15 protein-coding genes and 1 pseudogene are annotated in these 15,320 nt (G+C 55.7%); 5 read left to right on the top strand and 11 right to left on the bottom strand.

What is annotated here, in order from left to right; all coding sequences use genetic code 11:
• Window positions 1–12 precede the first annotated feature (12 nt).
• Complete coding sequence (locus tag AGA_RS10565; protein WP_059024268.1) at window positions 13–474, bottom strand: hypothetical protein; 462 nt, start codon at window positions 472–474, stop codon at window positions 13–15.
• On the bottom strand, window positions 471–1,943 hold the full coding sequence (gene zwf / locus AGA_RS10560; protein ID WP_059024267.1) for a glucose-6-phosphate dehydrogenase: 1,473 nt from the start codon (window positions 1,941–1,943) through the stop codon (window positions 471–473). The genes AGA_RS10565 and zwf overlap by 4 nt, the downstream gene beginning before the upstream one ends.
• A 260-nt stretch (window positions 1,944–2,203) precedes the next feature.
• Here zwf and AGA_RS10555 point away from each other — a divergent pair, with 260 nt between their 5' ends.
• A complete protein-coding gene (locus AGA_RS10555) occupies window positions 2,204–2,464 on the top strand; it encodes a DUF2312 domain-containing protein (RefSeq protein WP_059024266.1) in 261 nt (86 codons plus the stop codon).
• Between the two features lie 42 nt (window positions 2,465–2,506).
• Window positions 2,507–3,172 carry a hypothetical protein gene (locus AGA_RS10550; RefSeq protein WP_059024265.1) on the top strand — a complete coding sequence of 222 codons (666 nt, stop codon included), beginning with the start codon at window positions 2,507–2,509 and terminating at the stop codon, window positions 3,170–3,172.
• 36 nt (window positions 3,173–3,208) lie between these two features.
• Here the strand turns inward: AGA_RS10550 and proB are convergent.
• From proB to AGA_RS10520, 7 genes and pseudogenes are all read right to left on the bottom strand, one after another.
• Window positions 3,209–4,340, bottom strand: a pseudogene (gene proB, locus AGA_RS10545) (glutamate 5-kinase).
• Between the two features lie 56 nt (window positions 4,341–4,396).
• Window positions 4,397–5,413, bottom strand: coding sequence for a GTPase ObgE (gene obgE / locus AGA_RS10540; RefSeq protein WP_059024264.1), 1,017 nt, complete (start codon window positions 5,411–5,413; stop codon window positions 4,397–4,399).
• A gap of 104 nt (window positions 5,414–5,517) precedes the next feature.
• Window positions 5,518–5,787, bottom strand: a complete 270-nt coding sequence (rpmA, locus tag AGA_RS10535; RefSeq protein WP_059024263.1) for a 50S ribosomal protein L27 — start codon at window positions 5,785–5,787, stop codon at window positions 5,518–5,520.
• 51 nt (window positions 5,788–5,838) lie between these two features.
• On the bottom strand, window positions 5,839–6,153 hold the full coding sequence (gene rplU / locus AGA_RS10530; RefSeq protein ID WP_025826492.1) for a 50S ribosomal protein L21: 315 nt from the start codon (window positions 6,151–6,153) through the stop codon (window positions 5,839–5,841).
• Between the two features lie 253 nt (window positions 6,154–6,406).
• The gene (locus AGA_RS13935) at window positions 6,407–6,715 is read right to left on the bottom strand and encodes a hypothetical protein (RefSeq protein WP_197556477.1); all 309 of its coding nucleotides are present in this window, start codon (window positions 6,713–6,715) and stop codon (window positions 6,407–6,409) included.
• A complete protein-coding gene (locus tag AGA_RS10525; RefSeq protein WP_197556476.1) occupies window positions 6,708–7,337 on the bottom strand; it encodes a glucosamine inositolphosphorylceramide transferase family protein in 630 nt (209 codons plus the stop codon). The genes AGA_RS13935 and AGA_RS10525 overlap by 8 nt, the downstream gene beginning before the upstream one ends.
• Before the next feature lie 77 nt (window positions 7,338–7,414).
• On the bottom strand, window positions 7,415–8,743 hold the full coding sequence (locus tag AGA_RS10520; protein ID WP_083503620.1) for a lipopolysaccharide biosynthesis protein: 1,329 nt from the start codon (window positions 8,741–8,743) through the stop codon (window positions 7,415–7,417).
• A gap of 386 nt (window positions 8,744–9,129) precedes the next feature.
• On the opposite strand from AGA_RS10520, the gene AGA_RS10515 reads away from it, so the two are divergent.
• The 3 genes from AGA_RS10515 (at window position 9,130) to AGA_RS10505 (ending at window position 12,659) form a co-directional block, all read left to right on the top strand.
• The gene (locus AGA_RS10515; protein ID WP_059024262.1) at window positions 9,130–10,269 is read left to right on the top strand and encodes a glycosyltransferase; all 1,140 of its coding nucleotides are present in this window, start codon (window positions 9,130–9,132) and stop codon (window positions 10,267–10,269) included.
• Between the two features lie 187 nt (window positions 10,270–10,456).
• The gene (locus AGA_RS10510) at window positions 10,457–11,518 is read left to right on the top strand and encodes a glycosyltransferase family 4 protein (RefSeq protein ID WP_059024261.1); all 1,062 of its coding nucleotides are present in this window, start codon (window positions 10,457–10,459) and stop codon (window positions 11,516–11,518) included.
• 22 nt (window positions 11,519–11,540) lie between these two features.
• Window positions 11,541–12,659 carry a glycosyltransferase gene (locus AGA_RS10505; RefSeq protein ID WP_172793738.1) on the top strand — a complete coding sequence of 373 codons (1,119 nt, stop codon included), beginning with the start codon at window positions 11,541–11,543 and terminating at the stop codon, window positions 12,657–12,659.
• A 34-nt stretch (window positions 12,660–12,693) separates the two neighbouring features.
• Here the strand turns inward: AGA_RS10505 and AGA_RS10500 are convergent, their stop codons facing one another.
• Both AGA_RS10500 and AGA_RS10495 read right to left on the bottom strand, forming a co-directional pair.
• Window positions 12,694–13,779: a glycosyltransferase gene (locus AGA_RS10500; RefSeq protein WP_059024259.1), complete on the bottom strand. Its 1,086-nt coding sequence runs from the start codon at window positions 13,777–13,779 to the stop codon at window positions 12,694–12,696.
• A gap of 74 nt (window positions 13,780–13,853) precedes the next feature.
• Window positions 13,854–15,041, bottom strand: a complete 1,188-nt coding sequence (locus AGA_RS10495; RefSeq protein ID WP_059024831.1) for a CDP-glycerol glycerophosphotransferase family protein — start codon at window positions 15,039–15,041, stop codon at window positions 13,854–13,856.
• Between the last annotated feature and the right edge of the window lie 279 nt (window positions 15,042–15,320).

The raw sequence follows: 15,320 nt of genomic DNA, 5'->3' as shown, positions 1-15,320 counted from the left end.
CTTGCGCGAAAATTAGGGAATGGGGTGGAACTGGCCGGGCGACCCTTGGTCGGAAAAGACAATCCTGTTCATGCGGTCCACCTTGAGGGTGAACAGTTTGTTCAGCTCACCTTTGGGGGCTGGGCATGTTCCCGTGCTTTTTTCCATGACATCAATGCGCGAGGCTGTGGGCTGGTCGTTGCCGTTAACCACAAACAGCAGGCAGTCCGGCCGGTCGTGCGTCATGCCGTTCTGGGTCACCTTAAGGCGCAGGTGCTGGACCAGAGCCGTATCATCGTACCAGCTTTGGGCAGAAAACGTGTACCGGTCCACCATGCGCTCCAGTATGCCGCTTTTGGCCAGTACGATCATAAGCAGCGTAAGGGGCAGCACCATGGCCAGCCTGCGCAGGATGTGCTGCCGCAGGGTCCGTTTGGCAAAGGGGCCACGTTTTGGGGCAATGGAGGAGGGAGGGGTTTTGTTGGTGTCTGTCATGTCAGCATATCTTCGTGCCACAGTGCGCCATCACGGGCCAGAAGGGCTCTGGTGGAGGCAGGCCCCCAGCTCCCCGCGGGGTAAGGCTCCAGCGGTGTCATGGCGTGACGCCACGAGTTGAGGATGGGTTCGATCCACTGCCACGAGGCCTCAACCTCATCACGGCGGATGAACAGGGCCGGGTCTCCACGTACGGCATCCAGTAGCAGCCGCTCGTACGAATCCTGATACGTGACGGGGAACGTGTTTTCGTAAGACATACCCAGCGTTGCATTGCGCACACGGAACCCGCCAGCACCGGGGTCGCGCACCGCCATGACAAACGAGAGTTCCTCATGCGGCGCAATGCGGATAACCAGCCGCCCCGGTGAGGGCATGTTGGTAAAGATCGGCCAGACCTGCGGGCGGAACTGGATGACAATTTCGGTCGTCTTGTTGGCCAGCCGCTTGCCTGTCCGCAGGTAAAAAGGTGTGTGCCCCCAACGGGCGGTCCGAATTTTTGTGCGGATGGCAACAAAGGTTTCCGTATTGCTGGCGCGGCCGGTGCCTAGGTCCTCATTATAACCGGGAACGTCCTGACGTTTGATCTCGCCTGCCACATACTGCCCACGAATAACGTTGCGGCGCACCATGTCCGGGGTCATGGGGCGCAGGGCATTAAGGACTTTCAGCTTCTCGTTTCGCAGGTCATCGGAGCCGAGGGAGGCCGGGGCGTCCATGGCGACCATGCACAACACTTGCAACAGATGGTTCTGGACCATGTCGCGCAGTGCGCCTGAGCCATCATAATAAGGACCACGGCTGCCAACGCCCACTGTCTCGGCTGCGGTAATCTGCACATGGGCTATGGCATCGGACGACCACAGTTTTTCCAGTGCAGGGTTGGCAAAGCGCAGGGCCAGAATGTTCTGCACCCCTTCTTTACCAAGGTAGTGGTCGATCCGGTAAATGGACTCTTCGGGGAAAAACTGACCAACCCCGTGGTTAATGGCCCTTGCGGAGTGCAGGTCCACGCCAATGGGTTTTTCCAGCACAACGCGGGAGTGCTGGCTAATGAGGTTATGTTTGGCGAGAGCCTCGCACAGCGGAGAATAAAGGGAGGGAGCCGTGGCCAGATAAAAAACCCGCGGCCGCTCTGCATCGGTCAGCAGAGGTTTGAGAGCCTCCCAGTCTTCCCCCGGCTTGCTGGCATCCAGCGTCACATAGGTCAGCAGGCCCAAAAAATGGTGCAGGGTCTGTTCATCCTGCGCTGTTTCAGGGGCAAATTCGCGCAGGGCCGTCTCAACCTGCTCGCGGAACTGGTCCGTGGTCAGCGCGGTTCTGGCAATACAGATGATCTGCACGTCATCGCTGAATTCTTGCGCATGGAAACGGCGCAGAAAAGAGGGGAGCAGTTTTCGGCGGGACAGGTCACCCGTCGCGCCAAAAATGACAAAGTCAAAAGGTCCCGTGTGATTGACAAGAGCCATAAGAACACATTCCCGCAAGGGTGGATGGCAAGGCCGCCGCCAATACTGGGTGTTGACGCGCGTTGACGTGCCACAACGCATAAAATCTGTTCAGCTTATGGAAGGCTCAAGACGTGTTTGCAAGGGTTAGAATGCTGTGTGATCATTGACCACATGCACGCGGCACGATAAGCCCGCGCCTTTGGTAACCGGCAGGATACGGGTTTTGTTCTCCCGGATTCATGAGCCTGAGATACGATGCGCAACAAAGGGAGCCGAACATGGATGGCGAACAAGAGGACGCAGCAGTAGGCGGCATTGCCGCAGACCGTCTGAGAAGCATTATCGAACGGGTTGAACGGCTGGAAGAAGAGCGTAAGGCGCTGGCCGGTGACATTAAAGACATTTTTACCGAGGCCAAATCAGCCGGGTTTGATGTAAAGGTCATTCGTCAGATTATTCGTCTGCGCAAGCAGGAACCGTCGGAAGTGGAAGAGCAGGAAACCCTGCTGGACATCTACCGCCGTGCTCTGGGCATGTAAGATCATCCGCGCAGGCGCAACACAAGGTCGGGACGGCTTTTCATGATGACATTGTCTTTTCCCGAATGGATGCCGCTTTGGGGCCAGTTGCTGGTTCTGGCGGTTGGCATTGTGTTCGGGCTTGCGTTTATGATGATGCCTTTTGCTGTTTTTGGCGTCAAAAGCAGGCTGGCTGAACTGTCCCTCCAGTTGGAGGAACTTCAGGCGGAAATGCGCTCGCGCGCCATGCAGGGGAATGCGGCAGCCACCGGGTGGACCAATGGTACGCCCGAAGGGCCGCTTCCCCTTGCCCGGCGGGAGGAAGGCAAAGACAACAGGCCCGTGGTGGAGGAGGTGCGCCGTCCTGTGGCGGAAAAGAGCCACTCTCCCCGCAGTGTGCCTGTCTTTGCCGAGCTGCGCGCTCCACGGGTGTCGGATGCATATGAACCCCGGCAGGAAGCCCCACCAACCCCACATATGGAAGCGGACCCGTATAAACCTGCCCCCGCCCGGCGGATGCCGTGGCATGAAGCCGATACCGGGGAAGTGGAAAGTGGCGCGGAAATCCTGCGCCGCCAAAAGGCGCCGGATGCTAATCAGGTCGCATACAGGCCGGACTTCTCGCACGATGCACCGCCTGCACGCTCACCTGTGTCTGATGCGCGGTATGATGACCATACGGGGCGGGCGGAACCCGTGCTGCATTTTCCATCCCGCAACAGACCATAAGCCTGTTTGCGGGGCGGACTGGTTATACCAGTCTGGTCAGACCATAACGAGATCATCGCGGTGGATGATCTCGTCCCGACCTTGCCAGCCCAGAATGCTGGCTGTCTCGCTTGAGTGGTGTCCGGCTATGCGGCGTGCGTCCTCTGCGTCATAAGCGGCAAGCCCGTGGGCGAGAATGCGCCCGTTAGGGTCCACCACTTCCACCAGATCCCCTTGTGTAAAGTTACCCTGCACGGCCAGCACACCCGCTGGTAGCAAGGAGCCCCCTTTGCGCAGGGCATCGACCGCACCCGCATCAACCTTAATTTCACCCGTGGGGTTCAGGCTGCCTGCAATCCATTGTTTGCGGCCTGTATGACCGTTGGTTTGCGGCAAAAACCACGAGCAGCGTGCGCCATCCATCAGAGCTTGGAGCGGGTGCATGGTTTTGCCAATGGCAATGGCCATGGCACACCCGGAGCGGGTGGCAATATTGGCGGCCAGCAGTTTGGTACGCATACCGCCAGAGGAGTAGCCCGGTGGGGGGTTCACCTCCCATAGCTTCAATTTCTGGCGTCAGGCATTCAATAACAGGCAGGTGCTGCGCATTGGGGTTGGTGCGCGGGTCGGCTGTGTAGAGCCCGTCAATATCCGAAAGCAGGACAAGCTGGTCAGCGTCGGTCATCTGCGCAACGCGGGCCGCAAGGCGGTCATTGTCACCAAACCGGATTTCGGCCGTGGCGATGGTGTCATTCTCATTAATGACCGGCACACAACCGAGTTCCAGCAGCGTGTTCAGGGTTGCGCGGGCATTCAGGTAACGTTTGCGGTCTTCCGTATCTTCGGGGGTTAGCAGTAGTTGGGCGGCTGTGAGCCCATGAGCGGACAGGGCGTGGCTCCATGCCTGCGCAAGGCTGATCTGGCCCACCGCTGCTGCGGCCTGTTTTTCGGCCAGTCGCAAAGGACCACCCGTTAGCCCCAGCGTGTGGCGGGCCAGAGCTATGGCCCCGGAGGAGACAACGCTAACGGCCACCCCCTGTTTGCGTAAGGTAGCAATATCCGCCGCAACACTAGCCAGCCATTCCTGCCGTGGAGCCGCTTTTTGTGGGTCCACAACCAGTGCGCTGCCGATTTTAATAACCAGCCGTTTTGCACGTAGGAGAGAAGGGCAGGGAATGTCTGTGGTCATGGACTAATCCGTTGGGGGAGGCCCCCCTCCAGCTATGGCATTGTCAGATCGGCAGGTTAGGACTCGGTGTCTGCTTCCCGGCGGGCCGCGGTCACCTTGTCCTGCAATAAACGTAACAGCTCCGGAACGCCCTGTCTTGTTGCGGCGGAAATCATGACCACAGGGGCGCCACTTGCTTTTTGCAGGGCTGCACGGCGGGCAGATGCCTCCCGCGGGGTCATGGCATCGCTCTTGTTCAGGGCGATGATTTCCGGCTTTTCGGCCAGCCCACCGCCATAGGCGACTAGCTCGTGGCGAATGGTGCGCCACGCATCCACCACGTTGCCCGCAGCACCATCAATCAGATGCAGCAGCACGGCGCAGCGTTCCACATGGCCCAAAAAGCGGTCGCCCAGCCCTGTGCCTTCATGCGCGCCTTCAATCAGGCCCGGAATGTCCGCCACCACAAATTCTTCTGTCATGGACAGGCGCACCACACCCAGTTGGGGGTGCAGGGTGGTAAAGGGATAATCCGCAATTTTTGGCCGGGCAGCAGAGACAACGGACAGGAAGGTGGATTTGCCTGCGTTGGGCAGACCAACGAGGCCCACATCCGCAATCAGCTTAAGGCGCAGCCATACCCAGCGTTCCTCACCCGGCCACCCTTTGTCCGAGCGGCGGGGGGCGCGGTTGGTGCTGCTTTTGTAGTTTGCGTTGCCGTAGCCGCCATCGCCCCCACGGCAGAGGGTGACGCGCTTACCGGCTTCATCCAGATCCGCCAGAAGGGTTTCGCGGTCATCATCCATGATCTGGGTGCCAATGGGCACTTTGATGACAATAGGGGGGGAGGCAGCGCCCGTGCGGTCGGAGCCTGCACCGTTACCACCCTTACGGGCCCGGAAATGCTGGGTGTAGCGAAAATCGATCAGCGTGTTCAGGTTGGGTACGGCTTCAAAAATAATATCGCCGCCACGGCCGCCGTTCCCACCATCGGGGCCACCGAACTCAATGTATTTTTCCCGACGGAAGGCTGTCACACCATCTCCACCGTCGCCTGAGCGAACGTAGATTTTAGCCTGATCTAGAAACTTCATGACATACCTTCCGCCCCGGAACGAAAAAGGGCCGAACCTTCCGGCCCGGCCCTGTTTTGCGTTCCAGCTACGCTAGAAAACGTAGGCTGGAAAAACCAGCCCGATTATTCGGCTGCGAGGGGCAGCGCATCAACAGAAACGTGGACGCGGCCTTCTGCACGGCGTTCAAAACGCACGTTGCCGTCAACCAGAGCAAACAGGGTGTGGTCGCGGCCAACGCCAACGTTCACGCCTGCTTTTACTTTTGTGCCACGCTGGCGAATGATGATGTTGCCAGCAATAACCTGCTCGCCACCAAACTTTTTAACACCAAGGCGGCGTCCGGCGCTATCGCGTCCGTTACGGGATGAACCGCCAGCTTTTTTTTGTGCCATGACCTAAGTCCTCCGTGGTCGTAACCTGTCTGTTATTCCCTGTTGGGGGAATCAGGCAGCGTTGATTTCCTGAATGCGCAGAACGGTAACCGGCTGACGGTGGCCGTTTTTGCGGCGGCTGTTCTGCCGACGGCGCTTCTTGAAGATGATGACCTTCTTGAGGCGGTCCTGAGCGATGACGGTTGCCGTCACCTTTGCGCCAGCAACAGTGGGAGCGCCAATGGTTGTGCCGCTCTCGCCACCAACGGCCAGAACGTCATCAAAGGTGATTGTGGAGCCGGCTTCGACTTCCAGCTTTTCAACCTTCAGCACCATGTTGGGCTCAACCCGGTACTGTTTGCCGCCGGTGCGGATAACTGCGAACATAAACTGTCTCTCTTTCCGATCTCTTGACCCTCGCGGCACCGCTGGCACAGGCGAAAGATCAGCTCGCTTTTTATTCTTTGGTCGCGACTTTGCACGACATGCTTCCATCTGCGTGGATCAGCGGGGCTTTTACTGGCAGACTCGTCTCCACGTCAACAAGAACTTGCGCATGGGCGATGGATATGAGCGTGCCAGAGCATAATGACCTCGCTGCCCATGCAAACAGGTCACACAAAGACAGTCAGACGGTTGGCTAGCCCTTTTGTTGGCTTTGGGAGAGGACCTTGCGGGAGAGTTTTTTCACTTCCCGCCATGCCTGCAACCCGATGCCTCGGGCAGAAAGGTCTGTATATTTTGTGTCAATCAGTGTGACATCGCCAACAGCCGCAAGCGTATGCATGCCCTCTGTATAAGGTGCGTAGCTGGCGGGGCGACGAATGGGAGACCCCGCGTGCGTACGGACCCGTTCTGGTGTCAATTCATCAAAGGTCAGGGGGCGTATGGCGCCACCATAGGTATAGGTGCAGTCCTGCACGGGCAGAACCACCTTGCCATTAAGCACGCAGGGTGTGCCGCCGGGGCGGGTGCTGGCGCTGTCCAGCCGCACCGGATTGGCGTGGTGGCGCGTCCGCGGGCCAAGCAGGGTGGGGGCAGTAGGCAAGGTGGAGTTCGACCGTACCGGGCTGGGGCCGCATGGCCGGGGTGTAAAACAGCCACCACAAGCCATCATGAAAGAAAGGGGTGGCGTCCACGGCAATGTCTTCACCAAGGGGGATCACCGCGGCTTCCTCCCACTGGTCCGGGAAGCGGACGCTGCGATAAAGCGTAAGACGGCCGGAATGGTGGGCCTCTGGTAGCATCCAGGTTTCCCCCTCGGCCTCAAAGACATAGGGGTAGGAGAGGTGCCACGGCGTTTGGAGCGCCTTGCGCTGTTCCAGCAGGTTGAAGGCTGCATCGTAGATAAAAACATCTATGGAGCCAACGCGTACGCGGTAGTCGTAATCTTCTACAAAGACATGCAGTTTGCCATCGCGCCAGAGGCCAAATGGGTCGGCACGGAAGCAGAAACGACGCATGGGAGGCGTCCAGACAACTGGCATATCCTCAAGCGATCCGCGCTCCAGAATGGTATGCATGGGGCTGTTGACAATGCCAACGCGCCAGATGTCTTTGCGCAGTCCCATAAACGTCATCCTTCCTTGTTTGGCCTGCTGTTCCCGTCTTTCAGGCGTGGTCTGTCATATATGTCTGGTGTGGTGGTTTATTGCATGTGGGGTGTCTGCGCGACTTTCCGGTTCAACAGGCGCAGGACGGGCAGCGCGCAGACAACAAACATCATCAGCGAAGCCAGAAGTGTTTCGAGCGATGCGCCTTTAATGCCACCAACTCCCATGAACACAAAAAGCAATGGGAAGTAGAGGCACATCACAATAACCCGCCAGCGCAGGAGAATGGATATTCTGCCAACCATGACCAGAAAGGGCTCAAGTGGAATAAGGCAGATGTCCAGCAAAGACCCACCGACAAGCAACAGGAGTATGGTCTGCTGCTCTGGCCATACATCATGCAGCATGTAGGAAAACAGGCGGTTGCCAACCGTTGCCGTGAGGATGAGGGAGATGAGCGAAAAGGCAATGATAATACCAAATATTTTAAGAATAACGCTCCGTATGCCTTTCCAGTCCTGCGCGTCACGCATACGGATGAATTCGGGGTACAGTGTCGGGATCATTAACTGGGCCGGTTTGGCCAGACCATTGCTAATCTGCCGCGCCACTTTGTAAACGGCGGCCTCACTCGCCCCCAGTCGGCCCCCGATGAGGAGCGTGGCGCCTTGCGAGAAGAAAGATTCCAGAACCTGATTGATGCTTGTTTTGACCGTATAGGACCAGATGTCGGGAATGCGTGTTCTGGTGCCAAGAATGCGGGACAGGGACGGAAAGTGGCCAATATGCTTTTTAACAAGGTAAATGCCAGCACAGCTACAGGACACGAACATGGTCAACTGGGTTAATGACCAGACCAGTAGAAAGTAGCCAATGCCAAAATGGCAGAAAAAACCAATGCCCGTGCCTGCGGTGCGCACACAGGTGGTCAGAAATTCATAAACAGGAACAAGCTTGAAGCGGTTGCACAACCGGAGCATTCCAGTGGACCAGCCGGTGTTCATGCACAGAATAGTAAGCATACACAAAGCGGCATCAAACTGGATGTGCTTGCTCCACCCCATAAAGCTGCCACCCAGAAGTGCAACGCCTGCTAGTCCGGCCAGCATTCCCACCAGCCCGCTTATAAAGTCGGCCCGAATGCAGAATATGAGCACGTCGTTAAAGCGGTCGAACTGCTTTTTTTCAAAGTAGCTGGTGCCGTAGTGTAACAGGGACTGCCACGATTGCAGGTGTGTTACATCGCAGACCATGGCGGCAAATGTGGTGACGAGCAGCATAATGCCAAAATTCTGCAACCCCAGCGCCTGTGCGGCCCATGCAACATACACAAAACTGCACACGGCATTGACCACGCGGCTACCGATGAGGATGCCTGTATTCCCCAGAATACGCGCAAAAACAGAATGAGGGCTGTGGTCCATGCAATCTCACACAAAAGCTTGAAGGCTGGCTTTTACACCAATTGGTGGTGAGTGGAAATTGACGCACGGTATTCGGGGTGGGGTATTGGTATCTTGCGCGTGTTGTGAGTAAAAATCAAAATCAACAACGGCGCATTCAGTTAAAAATATTGGATATGATCGCTCTGAAATATAAATTTCATATAAATAACCCTCTTTCATTTTTGTTCGAGAAAGTAAGTATTTTTTCATAAATAATATCTATTTGTGACGTTTGGTTAAAAATAATTTTATATCATTGATTTGGGTGTGTGTGGATTATATGACGTCTTTTAGGTTTATAATTACATTAAAACATCCATAAATAATGCATGTTTTGTAGAGAAGTATTTTTGTGAAAAATAAATATGTTTGCGCTTAATTTATTTGAAAACAACATATGCTACAAAATAGGTGTTGTTTTAAGGGATTTCAGGCTGGGCGGTAGTGAGCGTGTTGCCATAGGGCTGGCAAATTACTGGAGTAGTCTGGGGTTTGCTGTTTCTGTATTTGCAGGCCGCAATGAAGGTGAGATGCGGGATCTGCTATGCCCCAGCATTCCTGTTCACACCGCATCCGTGCCTGCTTCTGTTTCGGATAAACATTTGGGAGAAAAGACGGCGTGTGCCGCCCGGCAGTACTTTCGGGCTCATCCGGTTCAGGCCTGTTATGTGCCGGGTAATGGGCATTGGCCGGTTGCCCGGCGTTTGGCGCAGTTACCAAGCGGGATAAGGCCGATTATTGTCTCCCAGATCAGCTCGCCTATTTTCAGGCAGGGGAGAAAAGCCTTCGGGCAGTGGCTATATAATATGCGTATGCGCTTTTTGCTGCGGAAGAGTGACCACGTTGTGGCTGTTAGCCGTGCACTGGCGCATGATGCGCAGGCGGTGCTGATACGGCATGATGTGCAGGCCATTCCCCTACCGGTCGTGTGGGATGAGCCGGAGCTAAAGCCCGTGCCGGACGGTGTGCTGGATATTCTGGCGGCAGGCAGGCTGGTGCCGATCAAGGGGTTTGACATCCTTATCAAGGCCATTGCTCTGGTTAAAAAAACGCACCCTGCAATACGTTTGACCATTTGCGGGGAGGGGCCAGAGCGGGACAACCTGCAAAAGCTGATTAATATGCTTGGGTTGCAGGATAACGTAGTGTTGCCTGGATATGTTGCGAGTATTCGTCCGTGGCTGGATGCATGTCGTCTGTTTGTCCTGTCATCCCACGCAGAGAGTTATGGTGCTGTGCTGGTCGAGGCGCTGGCCGCCGGGCGCCAGATTGTTAGCACCCGTTGCACCCCTGCATTAAAAGATCTGATGAGAGCGCCGTGGGTGGGGGAGGCCGTGTCGGTTGGGGACCCGTGCGCCATGGCTGCCGCCATATTGCGTCTGCAGGCTGAACCGCCCCCTGCGTGTGAGAAGTTGGCGGCAACTGTGCGGCCATTCCATCTTGCATATGGCGGCAGACATTATTTGTCCCTATTGCTGTCTGGCACGGATGCACGTCGCGCCTAAGCCTGTTTTCTACACTGGAGCATTCTTGCGCGTGGCCCCGTATGTTGCCGCTGCCTGTGTGCTGCGTGCACAACAGGGATTGGCCTGACGACCAAATAGATGATATTAAAACGCATTTGTAATTATTGCAGAGGCTGCGTGGCCGCAGGGTGCGCACTTTGTGGTGGGTGCGTAAGGTCGGCTTGGTATGCGTGTAGGGTTTCTTATTCAGCACATTAATGGCCTGGGGGGGACCGAGCGGACCGCCTGTGCCGTCATGAACGGGCTGGCCGACCATACCAGCGTAGCCCTGATTGAACTTTATTCTCAAGGTCCAGCAGTTTATGGGCTGGATCAGAGGGTGCAGACTGTATCCCTTTTCAACAAACACGTTTCCATGGTCAGTGGCTGGGCACGTCTGGTCTGGCGTTGCTACAGGCAGATCCGGGCATTGCGTCTGGATGTTCTGGTGGTCGTGGAAAGCACACATGCTTTTTATGGTGTTGCGGCCTGCAAGCTGGCTGGCATTCGTTGCATTGTGTGGGAACACTTTAATTGCAATGTTGATCTGGGTAAGCGCAAGCGCAAATGGGGGCGGCAGATTGCCGCACGCTGGGCAGATACGGTTGTAACCCTGACAAAACGGGATATTACGCTTTGGCGTAAAAACATGACTCCAAAAGCTGAACTGGTCTGTATTCCCAATATGGTTCCAGCCTTGCCCCCTGTGCACTATGACCCGGATGCACGGAGTGTTGTCGCCATTGGCCGTTTGACCCCCCAAAAGGGATTTGACCGGCTTTTGGAAGCATGGAGCAGAATAACGCAGGATGTGCGAGCCAAAGGTTGGGTTCTCCAGATTATAGGGAGCGGACCGGATTTGAAAAAACTGGAGGAGCAGGCAGCACCTCTTGTTAATGTTCAGTTTTTGCCAGCGCAAAAAGACGTGAGTGTCGTGTATGCCCGTACGGGTATTCTGGTTTCCACCTCACGGTATGAGGGGCTGCCTATGGTTTTGTTGGAGGCCTGCGCAGCAGGAATACCGATTGTTTCGTTCGATTGCGAAACAGGGCCTACGGAAATCATTGTGTCAGGACAGACAGGGTTTCTTGTGCCTGATGGTGATACAGCCTGTTTTGCACAGGATGTATTAAAACTGATGGATGACAGGGACCTCCGCCGTAGCTTTTCTACCGCAGCCCAAACGCGGGCTAATGCGTTTTCCCGCAATAGTATTATAGAAAAATGGCTGCATCTTCTTGATGTTTGAAAAAGATGCCAAGGAGGCGGGTATGAAGCAGTGCGCAGTATCAAGCATTGGCATTGTTATTCACGATTTCAAATTTGGTGGGGCGGAAAGAATAGCCATCAGGCTTGCAAATTACTGGGCCGAGCACGGGTTTGCTGTCACCGTCTTCTGCGCCTCCCTTGTCGGGGAAATGCGCAGCCTGTTGTCTGACAGGATCAGGGTAGTCTGTGCATCTCCCTCCTTGTCGCGCCGGTATGGGAGTATGTATCGGCTTGGGCGGCTGGCGCGGGGGTACTTTGGGTCTCATCCTGTGGACTTCTGTTATATTCCGGGGAACTACCACTGGTTTGTTACGCATGAACTCGCCCGCTTGCCCTTGCCCCGGCGGCCTGTTCTGGTAACGCAAATTAGCTCTCTTATTTACAAACCCGGTCGCTCTAGGTTTGCGCAGGCGCTCTTTAACCTGCGTATGCGCTATTTGCTGAAAAAGAGCGATCTTGTCGTGGCAATGGATCAGCAGAGTGCGCAGGAGAGTAATGCACTTTTACAAAGGGCAGATACAGTGGTCATTCCGCTGCCCGCGTTGGAAGAAAAGAGCGTGCCGCCTACGCCGCCACCTTCCACACTTTCGGTTCTGGCTGCGGGCCGCCTGACGGAGCAGAAAGGGTTTGATGTTCTCATCAAGGCTTTTGCGCAGGTGCTGCGCAGCCTCCCGCAGGCGCAACTCACCATTTGTGGGGAGGGTGAGGACAGGTCAGCGTTGGAGCAGCTGGTGCAGGAACATAAGCTAGAAAAATCCGTCCAGCTGGTTGGGTATGTGGATAATATTCGCCCATATCTGGACCAGAACGCCATTTTTGTTCTTTCCTCCCGTCGGGAGGGCTATGGTGCTGTTCTGCTAGAGGCGCTGGAGGCGGGGCGCTATGTGGTGACAACGGATTGTACCCCTGCCGTGCATGATATTTTTTATGATGGGGTCTGTGGCACTGTTGTACCCCCCAATAACCCGCAGGCCTTGGCGGATGGTCTTGTTCAGGCTTTACGGAAGAAACCGGATATTACGCATTTGGTAGAAGCGCGTGTTGCCAGATTTCGTATTAACGTTGGCGCACAAATGTATATTACAGCCGTGGAAAATAAAATGAAGGCTGGCCGGGTATAATCGGCCGGGCTTTACTGGGTTGTGCCAGATAGTTTTACTGCCTGCTTGCAACAATCTGTTCGACACGTGCAAGGATGGCGCGCCCCGTTTGGTCAAAATGCTGCGCTCCAAAGCGGGCAAGTACGTTGCTGCGGGCCTGCTGGCCCATGCTGGCCAGATGCTCAGGGTGCTTGAGCAGGGCGTGCAATGCACTGGCTAGAGCGTCCACATCCTGCGGGGGAACAATGCGTCCGGTCTGTGGTGTAATGGTGGAAGGCATTTCTCCCGCGCGGGAGGCAATAACGGGCAGAGCCGCCAGCATGGCTTCGTGCGCTGCCAGACAGAACCCTTCCCATAAAGATGGCTGCACGTACAAATGCAGATGCGCCAGAAATTCAGACGGATTTTTGACATGGCCCAGAATACGTACTGGCAGGTTATTCTGGGCAATCAGCCCTTCCAGTTTGGTGCGTTCTTCGCCTTCCCCCGCAATCAGCACTTCAAATGGAGGGAGGTCTGTATGGGACTGAAGCTTGGCAATGGCCGCGCAAAGAGTATCGTAACCTTTGACCGGGTGGAGGCGCCCGAGCGTGCCAATGCGCACAGTAGTGCCCGGTTGCCACGGTGTAGCTGTTGGGAAGTCTGCATCCGCGCGGAAAATAGGCCACTCCACAAGGTGCTTGGCTGTAACGCCCAGCGTATTTCGGGTCTGTTCGGCCACGCAGGATGAATCTGCAACCCAGAGTGCGGTTTTGTTTTTAAAGCGCCGGAGCAGATAGGCATTAAATGGTTTGAGGCGTGCGGAATGTTGCCAGCTTACAACCGGAATATGCCGCCACTGGCCCACAATCTGGCCGAGTAATGTCGCGCGGCTGAGCGATGTCCATATGACGTCAGGTTTGTAGGCGCGCATCTGCCCGTTTAGCCAACGGAGTGCCGGTCCGTGGTCTTTACGCGTGCCGGGGCGGATGTGCAGTGTAAGGCCCGCATTATGCATTGGCTCAATGGCCAGACCGTCCCGGCGGGTCAAGGCGAACACTTCCACATGGTGCCCCGCATCCCGCATAACTTTTGTTATGGCAGGAACAGGTGAGGCCGCGCCACCGCCTTCGACAGAGTTTATGACATATGCGATTTTCATTGCCGTAAGTTTTGCACAGATCGGACAAATAGGCGAGGGAGGAAGCCCCTCACCTATGGTCGGTCTGCCAGACCTCAGGCAGATTTTTGCAAAAAGCGCACTATGGCGTCGGCTGCTCCGGGGGAGGTGGGGCCTTGGTCATAGTGTTCGAAAGTTTCCGCCACGTAGGCGCGCTGCTGGTCCGCAAATTCGCTTTGCCGGGCAAAGGCAAGGGGGAGGGCGGTCTTCAGGTCTGCCGGGTTGTCAATAACCTGTCCCAATGTCCAGAAGCGGTAATCCTTGTTGTTCTGCCATGCCGCATGGTGTGCATTCAGGAAAATGCAGGGCCGGGGGCGGATAAGGAATTCGGCAACCTGACTGCTGACATCGCCCAGATAAAGGTCGGCCGCCATGGTGTAGGTCATGTCTATGCTGCTGGTGCTGCCGATGTCGATCAGGATGTTGGAATGCTGGGCATAGCGTTTGATCAGCGCCTTGCCCTTTTTCTGGTGGCTGTTGAACAGCCGGTAATGAGGGGCGCAAATCAGGTTATAGCGGTCCTGATTGGCAAAGTAGTTCAGGATCGCCTCACCAAAATGGTACCACGATGTGAGATTGCGTGAGAAGTGGGGGTTATACAGTACAATCGGCTTGTCGTTATCAAACAGGCGGCGCGGCTGCTTTTGCAGGCGCTCGACAATGTCGAATTTGGCGTAGGAGCCCATGTAATAGTTGCCGGGCTTTATAAGCCGACGTTCCAGTAGTCTTTCTTCAACCTTTTTGCCAGATAATAGCACAAAGTCGAACCGTTTAATATCCTTGGCAAACCCAATGGCCCGGTCACCTGCACCATGTCTTGTCCAGATATAACGCGGTTTTGTAACGCCCATGCGCTTGAGGTAAAGCGACGTGCGCTCAGGCACGACAATGGCCTGGAACTGGTCAAAGTAATGGCGGCTGAAAAACAGGGAGGCCAGTTTTTCAAACGGGCCGGGGCCGTGGTGTTCGATCAGTTTTTTCAGCCAGAAGGGAATGGGCAGCAGTTCGTACACAACCTTGGCAGAGGGGTAGAGCCTGCCAAGTGAGCGTACATAGTCAAGATGGCGCTGGGTCAGGCAGGTTACGTGTACTTCCACGTTGGGGTGCCGTGCGGCCATTTCAAACGCGATGGGCAGGGAGTGCAGCGTCTGATGGGGTTGGGCGATCAGGAGAAAGACCACCTTGAACGTGCGCTGCGCAGACTTGTCAGGTGTATGTTCTTTCAGCACGTCCTGATGGCCCATGGTCATGATCTGAAGGCGTTCCTGATGGTCTGTCATTTCAAAAAAAGATGTACACGCTGGAATGGTCAGCACAGTTATGCCTCTTAGCTCAGGCGGGAGGTGCGCCGGGCGGCATACGTCATGTAGGGACCCCCATACCATTCAGCATTAGTAAAGACACAAGATCGCCCGCTGACTTGCGCCAGATAACCGCCAGCGTCAAGACGCAAGCCCCTGAGTAAGGGCATGAATAAAGGTAAGAAAGCTCACTTAATATGGATGTCAGACACATATTTTGAC

The organism is Acetobacter ghanensis (assembly GCF_001499675.1).
GTDB lineage: Bacteria > Pseudomonadota > Alphaproteobacteria > Acetobacterales > Acetobacteraceae > Acetobacter > Acetobacter ghanensis.
This window is presented reverse-complemented; position numbering and strand designations above follow the sequence as displayed.

What these genes read in the sequence shown, in the direction of transcription:
- AGA_RS10555 (WP_059024266.1), top strand. Translation starts at nt 2,204, where the DNA reads ATGGATGGCGAACAAGAGGACGCAGCAGTAGGCGGCATTGCCGCAGAC.
- AGA_RS10565 (WP_059024268.1), bottom strand. Translation starts at nt 474, where the DNA reads ATGACAGACACCAACAAAACCCCTCCCTCCTCCATTGCCCCAAAACGT.
- rplU (WP_025826492.1), bottom strand. Translation starts at nt 6,153, where the DNA reads ATGTTCGCAGTTATCCGCACCGGCGGCAAACAGTACCGGGTTGAGCCC.
- AGA_RS10500 (WP_059024259.1), bottom strand. Translation starts at nt 13,779, where the DNA reads ATGAAAATCGCATATGTCATAAACTCTGTCGAAGGCGGTGGCGCGGCC.
- AGA_RS10515 (WP_059024262.1), top strand. Translation starts at nt 9,130, where the DNA reads ATGTTTGCGCTTAATTTATTTGAAAACAACATATGCTACAAAATAGGT.
- zwf (WP_059024267.1), bottom strand. Translation starts at nt 1,943, where the DNA reads ATGGCTCTTGTCAATCACACGGGACCTTTTGACTTTGTCATTTTTGGC.
- rpmA (WP_059024263.1), bottom strand. Translation starts at nt 5,787, where the DNA reads ATGGCACAAAAAAAAGCTGGCGGTTCATCCCGTAACGGACGCGATAGC.
- AGA_RS10520 (WP_083503620.1), bottom strand. Translation starts at nt 8,743, where the DNA reads ATGGACCACAGCCCTCATTCTGTTTTTGCGCGTATTCTGGGGAATACA.
- AGA_RS10525 (WP_197556476.1), bottom strand. Translation starts at nt 7,337, where the DNA reads ATGGGACTGCGCAAAGACATCTGGCGCGTTGGCATTGTCAACAGCCCC.
- AGA_RS10550 (WP_059024265.1), top strand. Translation starts at nt 2,507, where the DNA reads ATGATGACATTGTCTTTTCCCGAATGGATGCCGCTTTGGGGCCAGTTG.
- AGA_RS10495 (WP_059024831.1), bottom strand. Translation starts at nt 15,041, where the DNA reads ATGGGCCATCAGGACGTGCTGAAAGAACATACACCTGACAAGTCTGCG.
- AGA_RS10505 (WP_172793738.1), top strand. Translation starts at nt 11,541, where the DNA reads ATGAAGCAGTGCGCAGTATCAAGCATTGGCATTGTTATTCACGATTTC.
- AGA_RS10510 (WP_059024261.1), top strand. Translation starts at nt 10,457, where the DNA reads ATGCGTGTAGGGTTTCTTATTCAGCACATTAATGGCCTGGGGGGGACC.
- obgE (WP_059024264.1), bottom strand. Translation starts at nt 5,413, where the DNA reads ATGAAGTTTCTAGATCAGGCTAAAATCTACGTTCGCTCAGGCGACGGT.